The sequence below is a fragment of the Pseudonocardia sp. DSM 110487 genome, from assembly GCF_019468565.1.
In the GTDB taxonomy this organism is placed as follows: Bacteria; Actinomycetota; Actinomycetes; order Mycobacteriales; family Pseudonocardiaceae; genus Pseudonocardia.
In genome coordinates, this window is the sequence record NZ_CP080521.1 from 9,873,486 (window position 1) to 9,888,509 (window position 15,024).

General features: G+C 68.4%; 13 protein-coding genes, 1 tRNA gene and 1 pseudogene. 3 read left to right on the top strand and 12 right to left on the bottom strand.

The features are described 5' to 3' along the window. The first annotated feature begins 24 nt into the window (after positions 1–24). A complete protein-coding gene (locus K1T35_RS46115; protein WP_220257937.1) occupies positions 25–3,243 on the top strand; it encodes a BTAD domain-containing putative transcriptional regulator in 3,219 nt (1,072 codons plus the stop codon). Positions 3,244–3,344: 101 nt separating this feature from the next. Here K1T35_RS46115 and K1T35_RS46120 read toward each other — a convergent pair whose 3' ends face one another. Further along, complete coding sequence (locus tag K1T35_RS46120) at positions 3,345–3,794, bottom strand: MarR family winged helix-turn-helix transcriptional regulator (RefSeq protein ID WP_220257938.1); 450 nt, start codon at positions 3,792–3,794, stop codon at positions 3,345–3,347. 64 nt (positions 3,795–3,858) lie between these two features. On the opposite strand from K1T35_RS46120, the gene K1T35_RS46125 reads away from it, so the two are divergent. Then, entirely contained in the window at positions 3,859–4,296 is a 438-nt protein-coding gene (locus tag K1T35_RS46125; protein WP_220257939.1) for a hypothetical protein, read from the top strand. Positions 4,297–4,996: 700 nt separating this feature from the next. Here K1T35_RS46125 and K1T35_RS46130 read toward each other — a convergent pair. The 3 genes and pseudogenes from K1T35_RS46130 to K1T35_RS46140 form a co-directional block, all read right to left on the bottom strand. Then, the gene (locus tag K1T35_RS46130; protein WP_220257940.1) at positions 4,997–5,629 is read right to left on the bottom strand and encodes a hypothetical protein; all 633 of its coding nucleotides are present in this window, start codon (positions 5,627–5,629) and stop codon (positions 4,997–4,999) included. A 309-nt stretch (positions 5,630–5,938) separates the two neighbouring features. Then, positions 5,939–7,009, bottom strand: a complete 1,071-nt coding sequence (locus K1T35_RS46135) for a DUF262 domain-containing protein (protein ID WP_220257941.1) — start codon at positions 7,007–7,009, stop codon at positions 5,939–5,941. A gap of 199 nt (positions 7,010–7,208) precedes the next feature. Continuing rightward, positions 7,209–7,710 (bottom strand): annotated as a pseudogene (locus K1T35_RS46140) (NUDIX hydrolase); the annotation flags it as partial. A 335-nt stretch (positions 7,711–8,045) separates the two neighbouring features. On the opposite strand from K1T35_RS46140, the gene K1T35_RS50005 reads away from it, so the two are divergent. Then, positions 8,046–8,354 carry a DUF4158 domain-containing protein gene (locus K1T35_RS50005; protein WP_220263283.1) on the top strand — a complete coding sequence of 103 codons (309 nt, stop codon included), beginning with the start codon at positions 8,046–8,048 and terminating at the stop codon, positions 8,352–8,354. Between the two features lie 135 nt (positions 8,355–8,489). On the opposite strand, the gene K1T35_RS46150 is transcribed toward K1T35_RS50005, so the two are convergent. The 8 genes from K1T35_RS46150 to atzF form a co-directional block, all read right to left on the bottom strand. Then, complete coding sequence (locus tag K1T35_RS46150) at positions 8,490–9,071, bottom strand: dihydrofolate reductase family protein (RefSeq protein ID WP_220257942.1); 582 nt, start codon at positions 9,069–9,071, stop codon at positions 8,490–8,492. A gap of 65 nt (positions 9,072–9,136) precedes the next feature. Continuing rightward, entirely contained in the window at positions 9,137–9,958 is an 822-nt protein-coding gene (locus K1T35_RS46155) for a helix-turn-helix domain-containing protein (RefSeq protein WP_220263284.1), read from the bottom strand. A gap of 215 nt (positions 9,959–10,173) precedes the next feature. Then, a tRNA-Thr gene (locus K1T35_RS46160) sits at positions 10,174–10,250 on the bottom strand. Next, positions 10,241–10,693, bottom strand: a complete 453-nt coding sequence (gene hpxZ / locus K1T35_RS46165) for an oxalurate catabolism protein HpxZ (RefSeq protein WP_220257943.1) — start codon at positions 10,691–10,693, stop codon at positions 10,241–10,243. The genes K1T35_RS46160 and hpxZ overlap by 10 nt, the downstream gene beginning before the upstream one ends. Further along, positions 10,690–12,261, bottom strand: a complete 1,572-nt coding sequence (locus K1T35_RS46170) for a regulator (RefSeq protein ID WP_255621382.1) — start codon at positions 12,259–12,261, stop codon at positions 10,690–10,692. The genes hpxZ and K1T35_RS46170 overlap by 4 nt, the downstream gene beginning before the upstream one ends. Beyond that, positions 12,258–12,938, bottom strand: a complete 681-nt coding sequence (locus K1T35_RS46175; RefSeq protein ID WP_220257944.1) for a cysteine hydrolase family protein — start codon at positions 12,936–12,938, stop codon at positions 12,258–12,260. The genes K1T35_RS46170 and K1T35_RS46175 overlap by 4 nt, the downstream gene beginning before the upstream one ends. Beyond that, positions 12,935–13,651, bottom strand: a complete 717-nt coding sequence (locus K1T35_RS46180; protein ID WP_220257945.1) for a cysteine hydrolase family protein — start codon at positions 13,649–13,651, stop codon at positions 12,935–12,937. The genes K1T35_RS46175 and K1T35_RS46180 overlap by 4 nt, the downstream gene beginning before the upstream one ends. Continuing rightward, complete coding sequence (atzF, locus tag K1T35_RS46185; protein ID WP_220257946.1) at positions 13,648–14,997, bottom strand: allophanate hydrolase; 1,350 nt, start codon at positions 14,995–14,997, stop codon at positions 13,648–13,650. The genes K1T35_RS46180 and atzF overlap by 4 nt, the downstream gene beginning before the upstream one ends. Positions 14,998–15,024: the final 27 nt, after the last annotated feature.

The following is a 15,024-nucleotide window of genomic DNA, read 5'->3' on the forward strand; positions in this document are numbered from 1 at the left end:
CGAACCGGATCTAATGTGTGGCGCGTGCGTTTCGGGGTGCTCGGGCCGGTGGCTGTGTGGACGGACGCGGGATTTCCCGTCGTCGTCCCCGGCCGCAAGGTGCGTGCGCTGCTCGCCGACCTGTTGGTGCACGCAGGCCGTCCCGTCACGGCCGATCGGCTGATCGACGACATCTGGGGCGAGCGGCCTCCGCCCAGCGCGCAGGCAACGCTGTTGGCGAAGATCTCGCAGCTGCGCCGGGCGCTGGAGGACGCTGAACCGGGTGGGCGCGAGCTCGTGGTGTCAGGGCCGGCCGGCTACGCGCTGCGCGCCGACCCGGACGCAGTTGACGCACGCCGATTCTCCGTGCTCACGGCGCAGGCACGGGGAGCCGCGCCGCGGGCGGCCGTCACGCTGCTCACCGAGGCGCTGGAGCTGTGGCGCGGGCCCGCCCTCGCCGACTTCGCCGATGCCCCGTTCGCCGCCGGTTTCGTCGCCCACCTCGCCGACCAGCGCGTCGTGGCTCAGGAAGACCTGGCCGAGCTGCGCCTCGAACTCGGCCAGCACGCCGAACTCGCCGGTGAGCTCGCCGCGCTGGTCGCCGAGCACCCGTTGCGGGAACGGCTGCGCAGTTGCGCGCTGCACGCCCTGTACCGAGCAGGCCGCCAGGCCGAGGCACTGGCGAGCTACCAGGACCTGCGGACCCGGCTCGCCGACGAGTTGGGCATCGACCCGAGCCCGGAACTGGCCGCACTGCACCAAGCGATCCTCACCCGGGACCCTGCACTCGACCCGTCCCCGCCCGCAGCGGGCGGAGGCGAGGGCAACCTGCCGGCCGCGCGCACGGAGCTCGTCGGCAGGGACAACGCCGTGATCGACGTGCGCAAACTGATCGCCGGCGACCGACTGGTCACCCTGACCGGGCCGGGAGGCGTCGGCAAGACCAGGCTGGCGCTGGCCGCGGCCGAGACCGCCGCCGACGACTTCGAGGACGGGGCGTGGCTGGTCGAGCTGGCCGCAGCCGGGCGTCCCGACGATCCGGACGTGCTCGGATCGCTGGCCGAGGCCGCCCTCTCAGCGCTGAACGTCCGGGTCACAACGCATCCGGGGCAGCGGGCGTCTCCCCCCGAACGGCTGGCCGACGTGCTGCGGCCGCGGAAGCTGCTGCTCGTGCTGGACAACTGCGAACAGGTCATCGAGCACGTGGCCGACCTCGTCGACCTACTGCTGCGAACCGCACCGGACCTGCGCATCCTGACCACCAGCCGCGAGCCGCTAGCCCTGGCCGGCGAGGTGGTGTGGAGCGTCCCGCCGCTGGACGTGCCCGAGTCCGGCGCCGACGACCCGGCGCTCGTCGCGGACAGCAGCGCGGCCCGGCTGTTCGTCGCGCGGGCCGCGGCCGCGGCCACGAGCTTCCGGCTCGATGCGGACACCGCGGCACCGGTCGCGATGCTGTGCCGGCGGTTGGACGGGATCCCGCTGGCGCTCGAGCTGGCGGCCACCCGCGTGCGCGCACTCGGGCTGGATGGCGTGGTGGCCCGCCTGGACGACCGGTTCCGGCTGCTCGGCACCGGCCATCGCGGCGTCCCGCCGCGCCAGCAAACCCTGCGGGCCGTGATCGACTGGAGCTGGGAACTGCTGACAGCACCCGAGCAGATCCTGCTGCGCCGCCTCGCCGTGCACGCCGGCGGAGCCACCGCGGACGCCGTCGCAGCAGTCAGTACCGATGACGATCTGCCGGCGTGTGACGTGCCGGACCTGCTCGCCCGCCTCGTGGACCGCTCCCTCGTCGAGGTGACCAGCGGTGTGGGGCGGCGCTTCCGGCTGCTGGAGTCGGTGGCCGAGTACAGCCTGGGCAAGCTGCACGACGCCGGCGAGTACGACGTCCTGCGCCGGCGCCACGCCGACCACTACCTGGCCCTCGCCGAAGAAGCAGCGGCCGGCCTGCACGGCCCGGAGCAGCCGCGCCGGCTCGCCGTACTCGACGCCGAGACGGCCAACCTTCGCGCGGCGATCGCGGCAGGTGGCCCGGAACACGCACTCCGCCTGGTCACGGCGCTGTGTTGGTACTGGGTGTTGCGGGGGCGCCTGAACGAGGCGCGGCGGGCACTCGATGGGGCCCTCGCGGTGGACGGCCCGGCACCCGAGGGACTACGCGCCGCCGCAGTGGCATGGCGCGCCGGTATCGCACTCATGCTGGGTGCGCCCGATTCGTCCACCGCATACGCGGCGGGCGTCACGACCTTGGACGCGATCACTGACCCCGTCGTGCGGGGCCGTGCCACGTGGTTCCTCGCCGACACCGGTACATCAGGCGATCTTCCCGGCGCCACCGAGCTGTTCGACAGGGCACTGGCCACCAGCCGCTCCTGCGGCGATCGCTGGACGGAAGGCGCCGCGCGCCTGGGTCGCGCCAGGCTCGCCCACGTGCGCAGCGACCATCCCACGCTGCGGCGCGAGGCCGGTATGGCCGCCGACCTGTTCCGCGCGACCGGCGATCGATGGGGACAGCTGCAGGCCACGTGCTGGCTCGGCGCCCTGGCCGAGCAGGGCGCCGACCACGAACGGGCCACCGCGCTGCACGAGGAAGGGCTGCGCTGGTGCGAGGAGCTCGGCCTCTGGCCGGAGGTCTCGTCGCGGCTGGCATGGCTCGGCTGGATCGCGACCCAAGCCGGGGACCAGGAACGAGCCAGAGCGCACGGCGAACGGGCGCTCACGCTCGCCACCGAGCAGGGCTTCCACGACGGACAGATGTTCGCCCGCATCGTGCTCGGCTACGCGAGTCGCCGACAGGGACGGCTCGACACGGCTCAGCACCACCTCGACACGGCGCTCGACAACACCCCGCGGTGCGACGACATCGCGGTCCACCTGCCGATGGTGCTCACCGAACTCGGCTACCTCGCCGAGCTGCGCGGCGACCCGCACACCGCTGCGCGCATGCACAGCGACGCCTACCACCTCGCCCACAAGATCGGGGTTCCCCGGGACACCTCGCAAGCCCTCGAAGGACTCGCCAACGCGCTCGCCGCCGCCGGGTCGGCCGCCGCTGCCGCGACGGTGCTGGGGGCGGCCTCCGCGGCCCGCGCCGCGGCGGAGCTGCCGCTGGCGCCCGCCGAGCGCGCCGACGTGGACCGCGCCACGGTCGCCGCCCGCACCCTCCTCGGCCGGACGGCCTTCACGGAGCAGTTCGAGGCAGGTAGCAGGCTGACGCCCGACGAGGCTCACGCCCGTGCGGTGCACGCCCTGCCCATCGCCGACTGACCGTGCGTCGATCCGCGCACCGCCGACGGGTTCTACGGGCGACGTCGATGGAACGGCTGCCGACGGAGCGAGCGACGGATGCGGTGCGGGAGTTCACCGTGCTACGACCCGGTCCGCAGCTCCGTCAGGAGGCGTAGCAGCCTCGCGCGCAGTTCCTCGAGCTCATCAGGACTGGTCAGGTCGGCCCAGCGTTTCTCAACTCGTGCCGCTGTGGTGTGTGTGACCGGCCTGACGGCCTCGCCGCGCTCGGTCAGGAACACCAGGCGGGAGCGGCGGTCCTGCGGGTTGGGCCGCCGCTCGACGTAACCCATGCGTTCCAGCTGCTCGACGGCCTCGGCCATCGACTGTTTGCGCATCCTGGCGAGCTCGGCGAGCCCGGAGACGGTGATGCCCTCGGGCGGCACGAACGGGAAGACGTTGGCGTGCGCGGGGCGGATGTCACCGAAACCGGCGTCGCGCAGCGCGGTGTCGATGTCCTGCGAGTAGTGCTGGTAGAGCAGCCGCAGGAGCAGCCCGATCAGCGGGTCGCTCGGGAAGTTCGCGTCCGTCATGTAGACAGGTACCTGTCTAATAGCGTATGGTCAGGGTCCTGTCGATCCTAGGAGTTGAACCGAGATGACCGCACCATCGGCCCCCTTCGGCATCACTGTGGCCTATGCCGAGCGCACACTGTCGGCCACGCTTCACCGGCTCCTCGCCGAGCGGGACGTCTCGCCGGGCACGTGGTACGCCCTGAACCTGATCGCCGTGCGCGGACCACGGTTGGACCGCGCGACCCTGACCGTCGAGCTCGAGGGCGCGCGAACCCTGACCCCCGATTCCGTCCGCGAACTGCTCGCCCGACTGGAGGCCGACGGCCTGCTCCATGGCGACGACGAAGTCGAGCTGTCCGCGGAGGGCGAAGCCCTGCACAGGAGCCTGCGCGGCGACATCGCCGGCCGGTCGGCCCGGCTGCTGGGCCAGTTCCCCGCCGAGGACGTCGAGACGACGGTGCGCACGCTGCGGGCGATCACGGAGCGCGCCGCAGAGGAGTACCGCGTCGACGCCGACTGAAGGCCATGCGGGCCGCTGCGGAATCGCGTCTGGTAGGCCCGCGCGGTCGCCAGCTCGGCAGTCAGATCCGGGCCTCACGTATCGCGCGACGAACGATCGGTGCGAAGGGATGTCTCGCGATGTCGAGCTCACGCGGGACGTCGGTCGCGGCCACTAGCCGGCGAAACGGGATCTCGTGCCGTGGCATCCACGGATCGAGCGTGACGTCGGCCCGCCAGAGCGAACGAACCAGCACACAACCCGGCTGTCGTCCCGCGATGTACTCACCGCGGGAGAAGCCCAAGAGGCGGGCTCGGACGACGGTTGCGCACGCCTCGTCGCGAACCTCTCGGCGAAGCGTCTGTTCCCACGTCTCGTCGTCCTCAGGCCGGCGGCTGCCCGGATGCGGATGTCACCGAGGAGGGCAGCGTCGGCCGGTTCCGGGGCTACCGCGGCCTGCACCGCGAGCTGGCCATCCGACAAGTCACACCCGAGGTGGGCATCGCGGCCAGCCGGATCGCCCGGCGCTGCTTTCGAGCGAAAGGGCTTACCAGGACAGCTACTGTACGGCGCGTTGAGCAGTCCACTGGTCGCGTGGCCTACCGCCCCAGTACGGACCGTAAGCGGCTAATTAAAAACGGTCGTGGCTTCATTTGCGTCAACAACGGCTCTGAATTTGCGAGCCAGTTGAGTCGGGGCACTAGCAGCCAAGCAGGGGACCCTAACAGATCGTCATCCATGATTCGGGAGTCTTCTTTCGATTTCGCTGGACGACGGGATTTCCCGTGGTCGCCATCTTTTGCGCGGCAGCAGTTCGCGCAGTCTGATAGTCCTTCACAACCAGACTGGCTCGTCGTAAGCCAGTCGTCTTCTGAGAAAAGCCGCGGGAAGTGTCGTCTAAAAAGATGATCTTCATCGTGCTAGTCGGCTTGATCTTTCCGGACAGTACTGCAGGGTTGCCCAGATTCAAAAGGCGGGCATTGTGGCTCGCAAGAAGGTCGAACGCCATTGCGATGGTTTTTGCGCGATTGCCAAACTCGACAAGATCGATAGGCTGAATGTTGGTCGTTAGGCGATGGGCGGCCGCATTACGCAGACGTTGTGCGTTGTCATACTCGGCCCGGAGCGCAATAGAGCCGGCACCGCATATCGCGGCGACTGTCGTGATCTCACTCCAGGCGGATCCAACGTGAAATGCCGCCAGCGCCTTCTCGATATCTTCACTCGAGAGATTGGGCGAGCCATGACCGAGGCTGTACTGGCTTAAGCTAAACGAACCACTGAGCGTACTAGCGACTGCAGCAGCTACGGTCTGCGCCAACGTGAACCCATCTTCCCCTGCCTTGTCGGCCATTCTCGCTTGGTCTGACCCGGACCGAAGTGCGTCGAATATCGACGCTCTCTGCAGGCCAGTCGGCAAGTCGGAGAACCTAACCACTGTCCTGCTTACATGAGACAGTAGTTCTCCGATCCGAGCACGTAGATAGTCCTCGAGAGCGGTAAATGCGACCACCATCAGACCGTTCCGAATTAGCCGAGCACGGCGATTATGGTCCCTATCCGAAAGCTGAGCATCGATGAGTAGTGACTGAGTCGCCGCCTCCTGAATCGTATCGATTCGTTCAAGAAAGTCAGACTGCGTAGCCGAGGTCGGGCTCATCTGCTAGATCGTCTCCAACAGATCCCTTACCGAGTTAACCCGGTATATCAGCTTTGCTGGCGTGTTCGTCGCAACTCGAACCGAGTCTTCGAACTCCGCGTCGTCGAAGAGTGCCCTCGTTCTCGCGACTACAAGATCTCTCGATACAACCGCTTTATCGATAACTGACTTACTTAGCTGATCCACTGCAAGCATCTGGGCGTCGTACATCCCTGCAAGGGTTTGGTCACGCCAGGAGGACTTCTCCGGCCGCTTAAAGGCTGCATCCCCCCAGATCCTCTCACAGGAATGCAATGCGAAGCGGAATGCGCTCTCGAATTCCTCAGTCTGATCAATTGTTGCCTCAGCAGTGTCCTCCATAAACTTGTCCATCGCGAACCGGAAGTCACCACCGAATGCCCGAAATCCCGTTGCACGAAGAGTCAAGAACCGAAGCACGTACTCTACATCAGCCATCTTCTGATAAGCAGACGAGCGGCCGTCCTTAATCTTCAGCTTAGTGCGCAAGAAGGGCTCGTTCGAGGCTTTGACAATCGCGTCATTGACTACCCCTCGGTAGATCACATTGCGGATCTCCTGAGGGTTGAGTGGCTCGCCTCCGGAGTTGAGGCGATGGAACACCTCATACTTAGTTGCCTTGTCTGACTGATTTAGGATAGTAATTGCTCGGATGTACGGGCGAACAGTCAAGGCATTCTTTAGCGCTGAGGGCATATCGCGAAATCTCAAGCCCTCAAGCTCTGGAAAACGCTCTAGAGACTTGAGCGGTAGCGCATTCCGCATGAACTTCTGCACCGAGGTGATTCGCTGCTTCCCGTCAATGACAGAGTAGCTGCCAAATTCATCTTCCGACAAATAGACAGGTGGGACTGGAATGTTCAGCAAGAAGGACTCAATTAGGGCGGACTGCTTCAGGCTGTCCCAACGTTCACGGCGCTGAAACTGAGGAGTGACGTCAATTGACTCCGAATCAACCATTGCGGCGATAGTCTCTAGCGATAGGTCTGATGCCTGTAGTACAAGCGCATTCTGCGCCTTCTCGAATCGTCTCAGTATCTCACCGTGCTCGGCCATAAGCGACACGTTATACCAGTCACGGTACCGCTACTAGTACTGCACGCGACCTAACATAAATCCCAACTAATGATGCGTACCAACCTCCCTCGCGGCGCCGATTCATCCCCTCCGGGAGCGTCGGCGGGGGCCTCAGTGGAGCGCCCTGCTGGACGAACGACCGAGGGGCGACCGGTGTGATCGATGTCGGCTGCGGGTCACGGGTCGCCAGGTAGTAGGGCAACGGGACCAGCGCGCCGCTTCCGAGCAGCTCGCCGCACCGCGCCAGCTCCGGGACACGAGCGAGCGGCACCCACTCGACGCGGCCCACTTCCTCCGTGTCGGTCGGCTCGCCGACGCGCTCCGCCTGATGCCACAAGTAGACCGACATGGGGGCGGTCACGTTGCCAGGAAGCGGCTCGAACCCGATGAGCTCCTCCGGCGAGCCAACCGGAGACCAGCCCGACTCTCGACGCCTCCCTCGCCGCGGTGGCGGCCGGCTCTTCGCCGTCCTCGACCAGCCCGCCGAGCAGCTCGTACCCCCACAGGTCGGTGGGGAAGCGGTAGCGGCGCAGCATGAGCACCGTGTCGGCGTCCTCGTCGACGATCATCGCGACGGCGATCCGCCAGAAGTGGACGACGTGGTGGTCCCACCGCTCGCCGTTGGGCGCCTCGACCTCGACGAGCGCCACACGAACCCATGGTCTGCTGTCATAGACCATGTCATCGGTCACATGACGGGCCGCGCGCAGCTAGGTCAGCGCAAGATCGCCGATGTCGGCGCGGGCTCCGGGAGGCGATCTGTGCGCGACCGGTTGCCCCTGACCCTCGCTCGAGCTGAAGATCCGTCAGCGCGACACGACGCGGGGCGAGTTCGTTCTGCATGCCGAGGCGTTCGCGGGTGATCACAGCGAGCACGGCTCGATGCGCATGCGGCATATGCAACGTTGATCTCGCCGCAAATTGGGCGATAACCGCAGGATGAGACCTGCGGCAGAAACATTAGGAAGCCGCTACCCGGCTAGCCACGCGGAGGTGCTACAGGGACTGCTCGGAGATCACCTGGGCCGGCGAGGTCACGAACTCAGACGAATCATTGCTGGGCTGGGTGCTGGCGCTGAAGTGCTTCCAGCGGATGGGCCGGTTTCCACGGGACGAGGAAATCCCGGAGCTGGTTGTCGATCGCCTTCGCCGCGGGCTGGGTTTGGACGCGGGCGTTTGGGAAGGGTCTGTCATGTCTGAGCGCGGCAACCATGTGTGCGGTGTGGTCGACGGCGGATCGTGCGTCCGGACCGGGCGACGTCGGTGCTGTGCGGGGAGTCGGCCAAAATACGCCGGAGACCGGCAACCAGTGATCTTGAGTTGAACTTGCCGCAGGTGAGGTGCTGGGGCGGATCTGCGTCGGCTGCCCGACCAGGGACAGCGATGCGCAAACGTAGCCGGAGGCCCGATCTTGTGTCACCGTTCGCAGTGGACTTCTTCGCGTACCCGCTCAAATCGGTCAACGGCGCACCCGATAGCGCATGTGAAGCACCCGGTTGCCCTGAATCACCACGTCAGGATCCTCCAACAGATGCTGCGCGTGGACTGACCCGAAGTAGCGCTTGCCGGACCCGAACACGACGGGTACGACGTCCATGCGCACCTCGTCGACCAGGCCCGCGGCAAGCACCTGGCCGCCGACGTCGCCGGCGGCGACCTCGACCAGGCGGTCACCCGCAAGCTCCTGCGCCTTGGCCACGGCTGCCTCGACGCCGTCGACGAAGTGAAACGGCGCCTCGGGGTCCCAGCCCTCGGGCTCCGGCCGGTGCGTCACGACGACCACGTGGTCGACCCCGCCCGGCGGCTTCCCGTCCCAGCCGTCCGTCATGTCGAAGACGTGGCGCCCGGCGATTGTCGCCCCGATCTGGTCCCAGTAGGTGCGGGTGTAGTCGTAGGACGTCTGCGACACCTTCACTACGCCGCTCTCGTCCAACGGGACGTCACCGCTGGTCAACCAATCGAACAGCGGTCCGGGCTGATCATTCTCATCCGCGACGAAACCGTCCACCGACACCGAGGCGTACATGACCACCTTGCCCACGGGGCTCTCCTCTGCTTCGGGGTGCCCCAAATTAGTGGGTCGTGAGCTGTCGCTCTTGTAAGAAATCAATCGGCCGGCAGCGGCCAGCCGTCCAGCACGTGGCCAGGATGTTCGCGCAGGAACCTCTGCCGGACTTCGACGTACCGGGTCGGCGTGAGCCCGGTGAACGTCCGGAACTCGTGGCCGAAGTGGGCCTGGTCGAAGTAGCCTGCGCCACCGGCGAGGTCGCCCCAGTCGATCGGTCCGGCGGGGTTGATCGCGAACACGGTGGCGGTGAAGCGGTAGGTGCGGGCCAGCCGCTTCGGAGTGACGCCGATGAGCTCCTTGAACCGCTGTGCCAGATGAGTGCTGCTGACACCGGCTGCCACGCTCAGGTCGCCGATCGCCACCGCCCCGCTGGTCGCCGCGATGACGCTGCTCGTGTGGCGGACCAGCCCCAGGCCAGCGGTCTCGCACAGCCGTCGCATGAGCTCCTCCTCGAGCAGCGTCAGCATCTCGTGCGGTCCGTCCGCCGTGGTCAGCCGGTCTCGCAGCTCGGCAATGGCGGGCCGGCCCCAAACCTGCTCTATCGTCACCGGCCGGTCACACAGCTCGGCCGCGGGCATCGGCAGGAACGGCGCCAGCCCCCATGGCTTGAGGTGCACGCCGACGGACCGGGTCCGGAGTGGGTAGCCGAACTCCCACGCGCGGGTGGGCATGGTGACCACGCAGCCGTCGGCGTACTCGGCCGTCTCGATGTCGGTGCCGGCGCGGATGCGGAACGGCGCCCCGAGGTTGACGATGAGCAGCGCCGACGGCGCGGGCGGCAGCGTCAGCCGGGCGTACGGCGGCGCACCCTCCAGGTAGTAAAGGTCGTCGATCAGCCCGTCCAGCGGCGGTCGCGGCACTCTGGACACGTACTCCACGCCCACAGCATCCCCCGCCGGCATCGCGCGCCGGAATGGTCCAGCCGCGCTGCCGCCAGCATCGAGCCGGCGCCGATCCCGGACGAGCGCCCGGCCGCGGAATTTGCGCGGGATGCGCGTGCTGCGCGGGAGAGACCAGTTGGCTCCACGTATAGCTCCACGCGCCGGCGCGAAGATCGTCAGAGGTGCCTCTGGCCTGGAGCCGCCTTGGGGAGTCGAACCCCAGACCTACGCATTACGAGTGCGTCGCTCTAACCGACTGAGCTAAGGCGGCGGGTGGTGCGGGCCCAGTGTAGCGGCCGTCGATCCGCGCCCGTCGCCCGTCCCCGTGATCTCGGAGACGTGGGCGGCGACGATCCGCCATCCCTCGGCGAACCGCACCCACGTCTGGCTCTGCCGTCCTTCGACCGCGCCGTCGGGGTAACCGAACAGGGTGGTGACGACGGCGGTCCGGTCGTCGATCGCGAGGATCTGCGTCTCGCGAAGGGCTCGGCCGGGCGGAACGGACGGGTGCGCCACGCGCCAGGCCGCGATCTCGGCGGCGCCGTGCTGCCGATCGGCCACTCCGTAGCGAACGCAGCGCGGGTCGGCCCAGAACAGTTCGGTCAGCACGGCGACGTCGCCGTCGACCAGTGCGCGCTCGTACCGCGTGAACGCCGCCCTGATCTCGGCGACGACGCCGGGTCGGTCGAGGGCGACGGGGTCGTCGAGCCTCATGCCTGCGCGCCCTCCGCCATGACGGGTGCTTGGTCATCCGGCGTCGCTATCGGACGCGTCCGCGTCATCAGCCAGAACGCCAGCAGGATGATTCCCGCGAACGCGTAGCCGAGCGCGATCTGGCCGCCGACGTTCCAGCCCACCTGCTCGGCATGGATCAGCCCGACGAAGCCGAGTACGGCGCCGGCGAAGCAGTACACCGCGGCGGCGAAGAAGTTCTTGTCGATGACGAACGCGACGATCGCGCCCAGCACCAGGCCGGCGAGGATCGCACCGCCGCCGAGCAGAACGGTGCCGTGGTAGACGAGCCCGGCGCCGGTCACGGCCTCGTCGCCGACCTCGGCTGCGGTGGTGCCGGCCGCGGCCAGCGCGTTGTTCATCAGCCCCGTCGCCCAGGACGCGATGTTGGGGATGATCGCGATGACGACGGCGACCGCGTGGGCCTTCGGCACCTCCTGGAACGCCTGCGCCCCGATCAACAGCCCGATGTAGAGCAGGATCGGCACGATGGCCGGCAGCGGCAGCAGGGCGCCGAGCAGCGAGAACATTCCCAGGAAGCACAGCAGCGCCACCACGACCCCGGACGCCAGCGAGTACGTGGTGCGGCCGCCGGCCGCCTTCCAACCGGGGTGGCCGATGTAGACCGCCGGGGGGAACGGACAGCCCATGGCCGAGCCGACGATGGCGCCGGCGCCATCGGCGACCAGGATCGACCGGAGGTTGTACTCGTCGCCTGCCGCCGCGGCGCTCTCGACGTTGGTCATCCCCTCGGTGAAGTTGTAGATGCCGAGGGGGATCGCCGTCGCCAGCAGCGGGCCGATGTCGGTGAGGCCGTCGACGAGGCGTCCGACGTCGAAGGTCGGCAGGGACAGCGCGATGTCGCCTGCGGCCTCGGCGACCGCGGGTGGCGACATGTATCCGCCGATCCAGCCGATCGCGGTGCCTACCAGCAGCGCGGCCAACCCGACGGGGATGTTGCCCGGCAGCTTCAGGTCGGTGAAGAAGCCGATCAGGATGATCACCATGACCGGCAGTGCGATCCAGAGCGCCTCCCACATCTGCGCGGCCGGGCGCATCGAGATGAACGCGATCGAGATGCCTGCGAGCGTGCCGAGCATCGCGGCCGGCGGGGTGTAGCGGCGGATGAACGGCCCGACGAACGCACCGACCAGCACGATCACCCCGATGATGAACGACCACGCGAGCCCGGCGGTCCACGCCGCGATCGGGTCGTTCGTCGCCAGGTAGATCGGCAGCATGATCACGAAGACGACGATGAACATGTGCGGCACGCTCGGGCCGTACGGCATCGCGCAGACGTCGGTGCGGCCCTCGCGGGCTGCCAGCCGCCGAGCGAGGTAGGTGTAGTAGACGTTGCCGATCAGGAGCTGCACGCCGAGCGCCGGCAGGATGACCGCGTACACGTCGGCGCTGGGGATGTTCACCACGCCGAGGCACAGGCCGGACAGCACCAGGACGTTGACCAGGGTGTTGAAACCGAGTCCGAAGAACGCGTTCGTGTCGCCCGCCACCCACCAGGCCGGTTTCGTCGAGGTCGGCTCGCTCATGACGCGATCTCCTGCGGGACGAGGGCGGACAGGAAGGCCTTCGACGGAGCGACCCAGCCGAAGATCCCGCCCTGCGCGGCGATCATGTCCAGGCCGATCCGGTGGAACTCGGGGAAGTACGAGCCGGTGCAGTCGGAGAGGACGAGGCAGTCGTAGCCGCGGTCGTTGGCTTCGCGGACGGTCGTGTGCACGCACACCTCGGTGGTCACGCCGGTGACGACGAGGTGGGTGATGCCGCGTTCCTGCAGCTCGCCGCCGAGGCCCGTGCCGTGGAACGAGCCCTTCCCCGGCTTGTCGATCACGAGCTCGCCGGGCAGCGGCGCGAGCTCGTCGATGATGTCGTGGCCGTACTCGCCGCGGACGAGGATGCGCCCCTTCGGCCCGGGGTCACCGATGCGCAGCGACGGCGCACCCCGGGTGAGCTTCGCCGGCGGGCAGTCCGACAGGTCCGCAACGTGCCCCTCCCGGGTATGGATCACGGTGAGGCCGATGGCGCGCGCCGCCGCCAGCACCGCCTTCAACGGCGGTACGACCGACTGCAGGAGCGAGACGTCGTTGCCCAGCGTCTCGCCGAAGCCGCCGGGCTCGACGAAGTCGCGCTGCATGTCGATGACGACGAGCGCGGTGCTGGCCGGGTCGAAGGTGAACGGGTACGGATCGGCGTCGAGGGTGCTCACGACTCGGTCCCCTCGATCACGGCCGCCGATGTCGCGACCGCACCGAACACCCCGCCCTGCATCGTGACCATGTGCAGGGCGGCATCGTGGTTGCGCGGGTCGGTGGCGCCGGTGCAGTCGGCGAGGATCAGGCACTCGTAGCCGCGATCGTTGGCCTCGCGCATGGTCGTGTGCACGCAGACGTCAGTGGTGATCCCGGTGAGGATCATGTGCGTGATCCCGTGCGTGCGCAGCACCAGGTCGAGGTTGGTGGCGTAGAACGCGCCCTTGCCCGGTTTGTCGACGAGCACTTCACCCGGGATCGGTGCGACCTCCGGCACGATCTCCCACCCCGGCTCGCCGCGCACCAGGATCCGTCCCGCCGGACCGGGAGAGCCGATCTCCGCGCCGATCTGCGCCGAGCGCCAGCGCTTGTTCGCGGGGAGGTCGGACAGGTCGGGCGCGTGTCCTTCCCGGGTGTGGATCACCAACATCCCGGTGGCGCGTGCGTGCGCGAGCATGGCCGCCGTGCCTGGCAGGCCCGCCCTCGTGAGCCCGATGTCGTAGCCCATGCGGTCGACGTAGCCGCCTGGTCCGCAGAAGTCGACCTGCCAGTCGATGCAGATGAGCACGGTGCGCGCGGCGTCGACCGACCCGTCGTACGGCCACGGGTAGGGATTCGCGGCGACCGGTCCGATGCGGACGTCGGCGCGCGTGGCGGGTGCGGTGATCATGCGGCCTCCCGGGAGATCAGTTCGTGCGCTGCTGAGATCAGCCGGGCCTCGGAGAACGCGGGCCCGAGCAGGGTGACGCCGACCGGGCGGCCGTCGGCGGTGGTCCCCGCCGGCACGGCGACGGCGGCGAGATCGAGCAGGTTGGCGAACTGCGTGTACCGGCCAAGGACGAGATTGCGCGCGATCGGCTGCTCGGCGATCTCGGCGCGGGTGAACGTCGTCGGGACGGTGGGCAGCAGGAGCACATCCGCGCGTTCGAACAGCCGGCGCGTCCAGGCCCGCAGTTCCTGCAAACGGTGGCGGGCGCGGAAGGCTGCGACGGCGTCGTACCCGCGGCCGCGCTCGAGCACCGCGCGGGTGACCGGCAGGACGTCGCCGGGGTACTCACGCAGGAACCCGTCGAGCTCGGCCAGCCGCTCGGCCACCCACGGGCCGCCGTAGAGCAGGTCGCCGGCCTCCAGCAGCGGCCCGAGCGGCGTCTCGACGACCGCACCGGCCGACGCGCGGACGTGGGCCACCACGGCGGCGAACGCCGCGGCGTACGCGGTGTCGCCCTCGAAGTCCAGCTCTTCGGCGATCGCCACCCGGACCGGCGGGGACGCGGGCCGGGACCAGGGGCCGTGGCGGGACCACGGGTCGGCCGGGTCGGGAGCGGCGAGCACGTCGAGGACGGTGGCGGCGTCGTCGAGGTCGTTCGCGAAGATCGACACGCGGTCGAGCGAGCGACAGGCCGGGACGACGCCCGCCGTGCTCACCAACCCGCGCGTCGGCTTCAGGCCGACGATGCCGTTCATCGCTGCGGGCACTCGTCCGGAGCCCGCGGTGTCGGTGCCCAGCGCGAACGCGACGAGGCCGGCCGCCACGGCGACGGCGCTGCCGGAGCTCGACCCGCCGGAGACGAGGTCGCCGCCGAAGACGCTCTCGCACGCGCCGTAGGGCGAGCGGACGCCGGTCAGGCCGGTGGCGAACTGGTCGAGGTTGGTCTTGCCGATCGCGATCGCGCCCGCGTCGAGCAGACGCCTCACGGCCGTCGCGTCCGCGGCGGGCGAGTACGCGAACGTCGGACAGGCTGCCGTCGTGGGCAGCCCGGCGACGTCGATGTTGTCCTTGACGGCGAAGGGGATTCCGTACAGCGGCGGGAGCGGTCCGTCGGCGCGCTCCTCCAGCTCGGCCGCCCTGGCGCGCAACACCTCGGGCTCGGCCAGCGAGATCCACACCGCGTCGCCATTGCGATCGGCGATCCGCTCAAGCACGCCGTCGACGACCTCGCGCGGCCGCAATCCTCGTGCGTACGCGTCGCGCAGCGCGGCGACACCGGCCGGACGTGCGGTCGAACCGAGCTGCATTTAGTCGATTGTCGACCGTTTGGTGTC

Bases quoted from the DNA above. Each gene is read 5' to 3' on its own strand.
- atzF (WP_220257946.1), bottom strand. From the start codon at position 14,997: ATGCAGCTCGGTTCGACCGCACGTCCGGCCGGTGTCGCCGCGCTGCGC.
- K1T35_RS46180 (WP_220257945.1), bottom strand. From the start codon at position 13,651: ATGATCACCGCACCCGCCACGCGCGCCGACGTCCGCATCGGACCGGTC.
- K1T35_RS46120 (WP_220257938.1), bottom strand. From the start codon at position 3,794: ATGACGGACGCGAACTTCCCGAGCGACCCGCTGATCGGGCTGCTCCTG.
- hpxZ (WP_220257943.1), bottom strand. From the start codon at position 10,693: ATGAGGCTCGACGACCCCGTCGCCCTCGACCGACCCGGCGTCGTCGCC.
- K1T35_RS46170 (WP_255621382.1), bottom strand. From the start codon at position 12,261: ATGAGCGAGCCGACCTCGACGAAACCGGCCTGGTGGGTGGCGGGCGAC.
- K1T35_RS46135 (WP_220257941.1), bottom strand. From the start codon at position 7,009: ATGGCCGAGCACGGTGAGATACTGAGACGATTCGAGAAGGCGCAGAAT.
- K1T35_RS46130 (WP_220257940.1), bottom strand. From the start codon at position 5,629: ATGGCCGACAAGGCAGGGGAAGATGGGTTCACGTTGGCGCAGACCGTA.
- K1T35_RS46125 (WP_220257939.1), top strand. From the start codon at position 3,859: ATGACCGCACCATCGGCCCCCTTCGGCATCACTGTGGCCTATGCCGAG.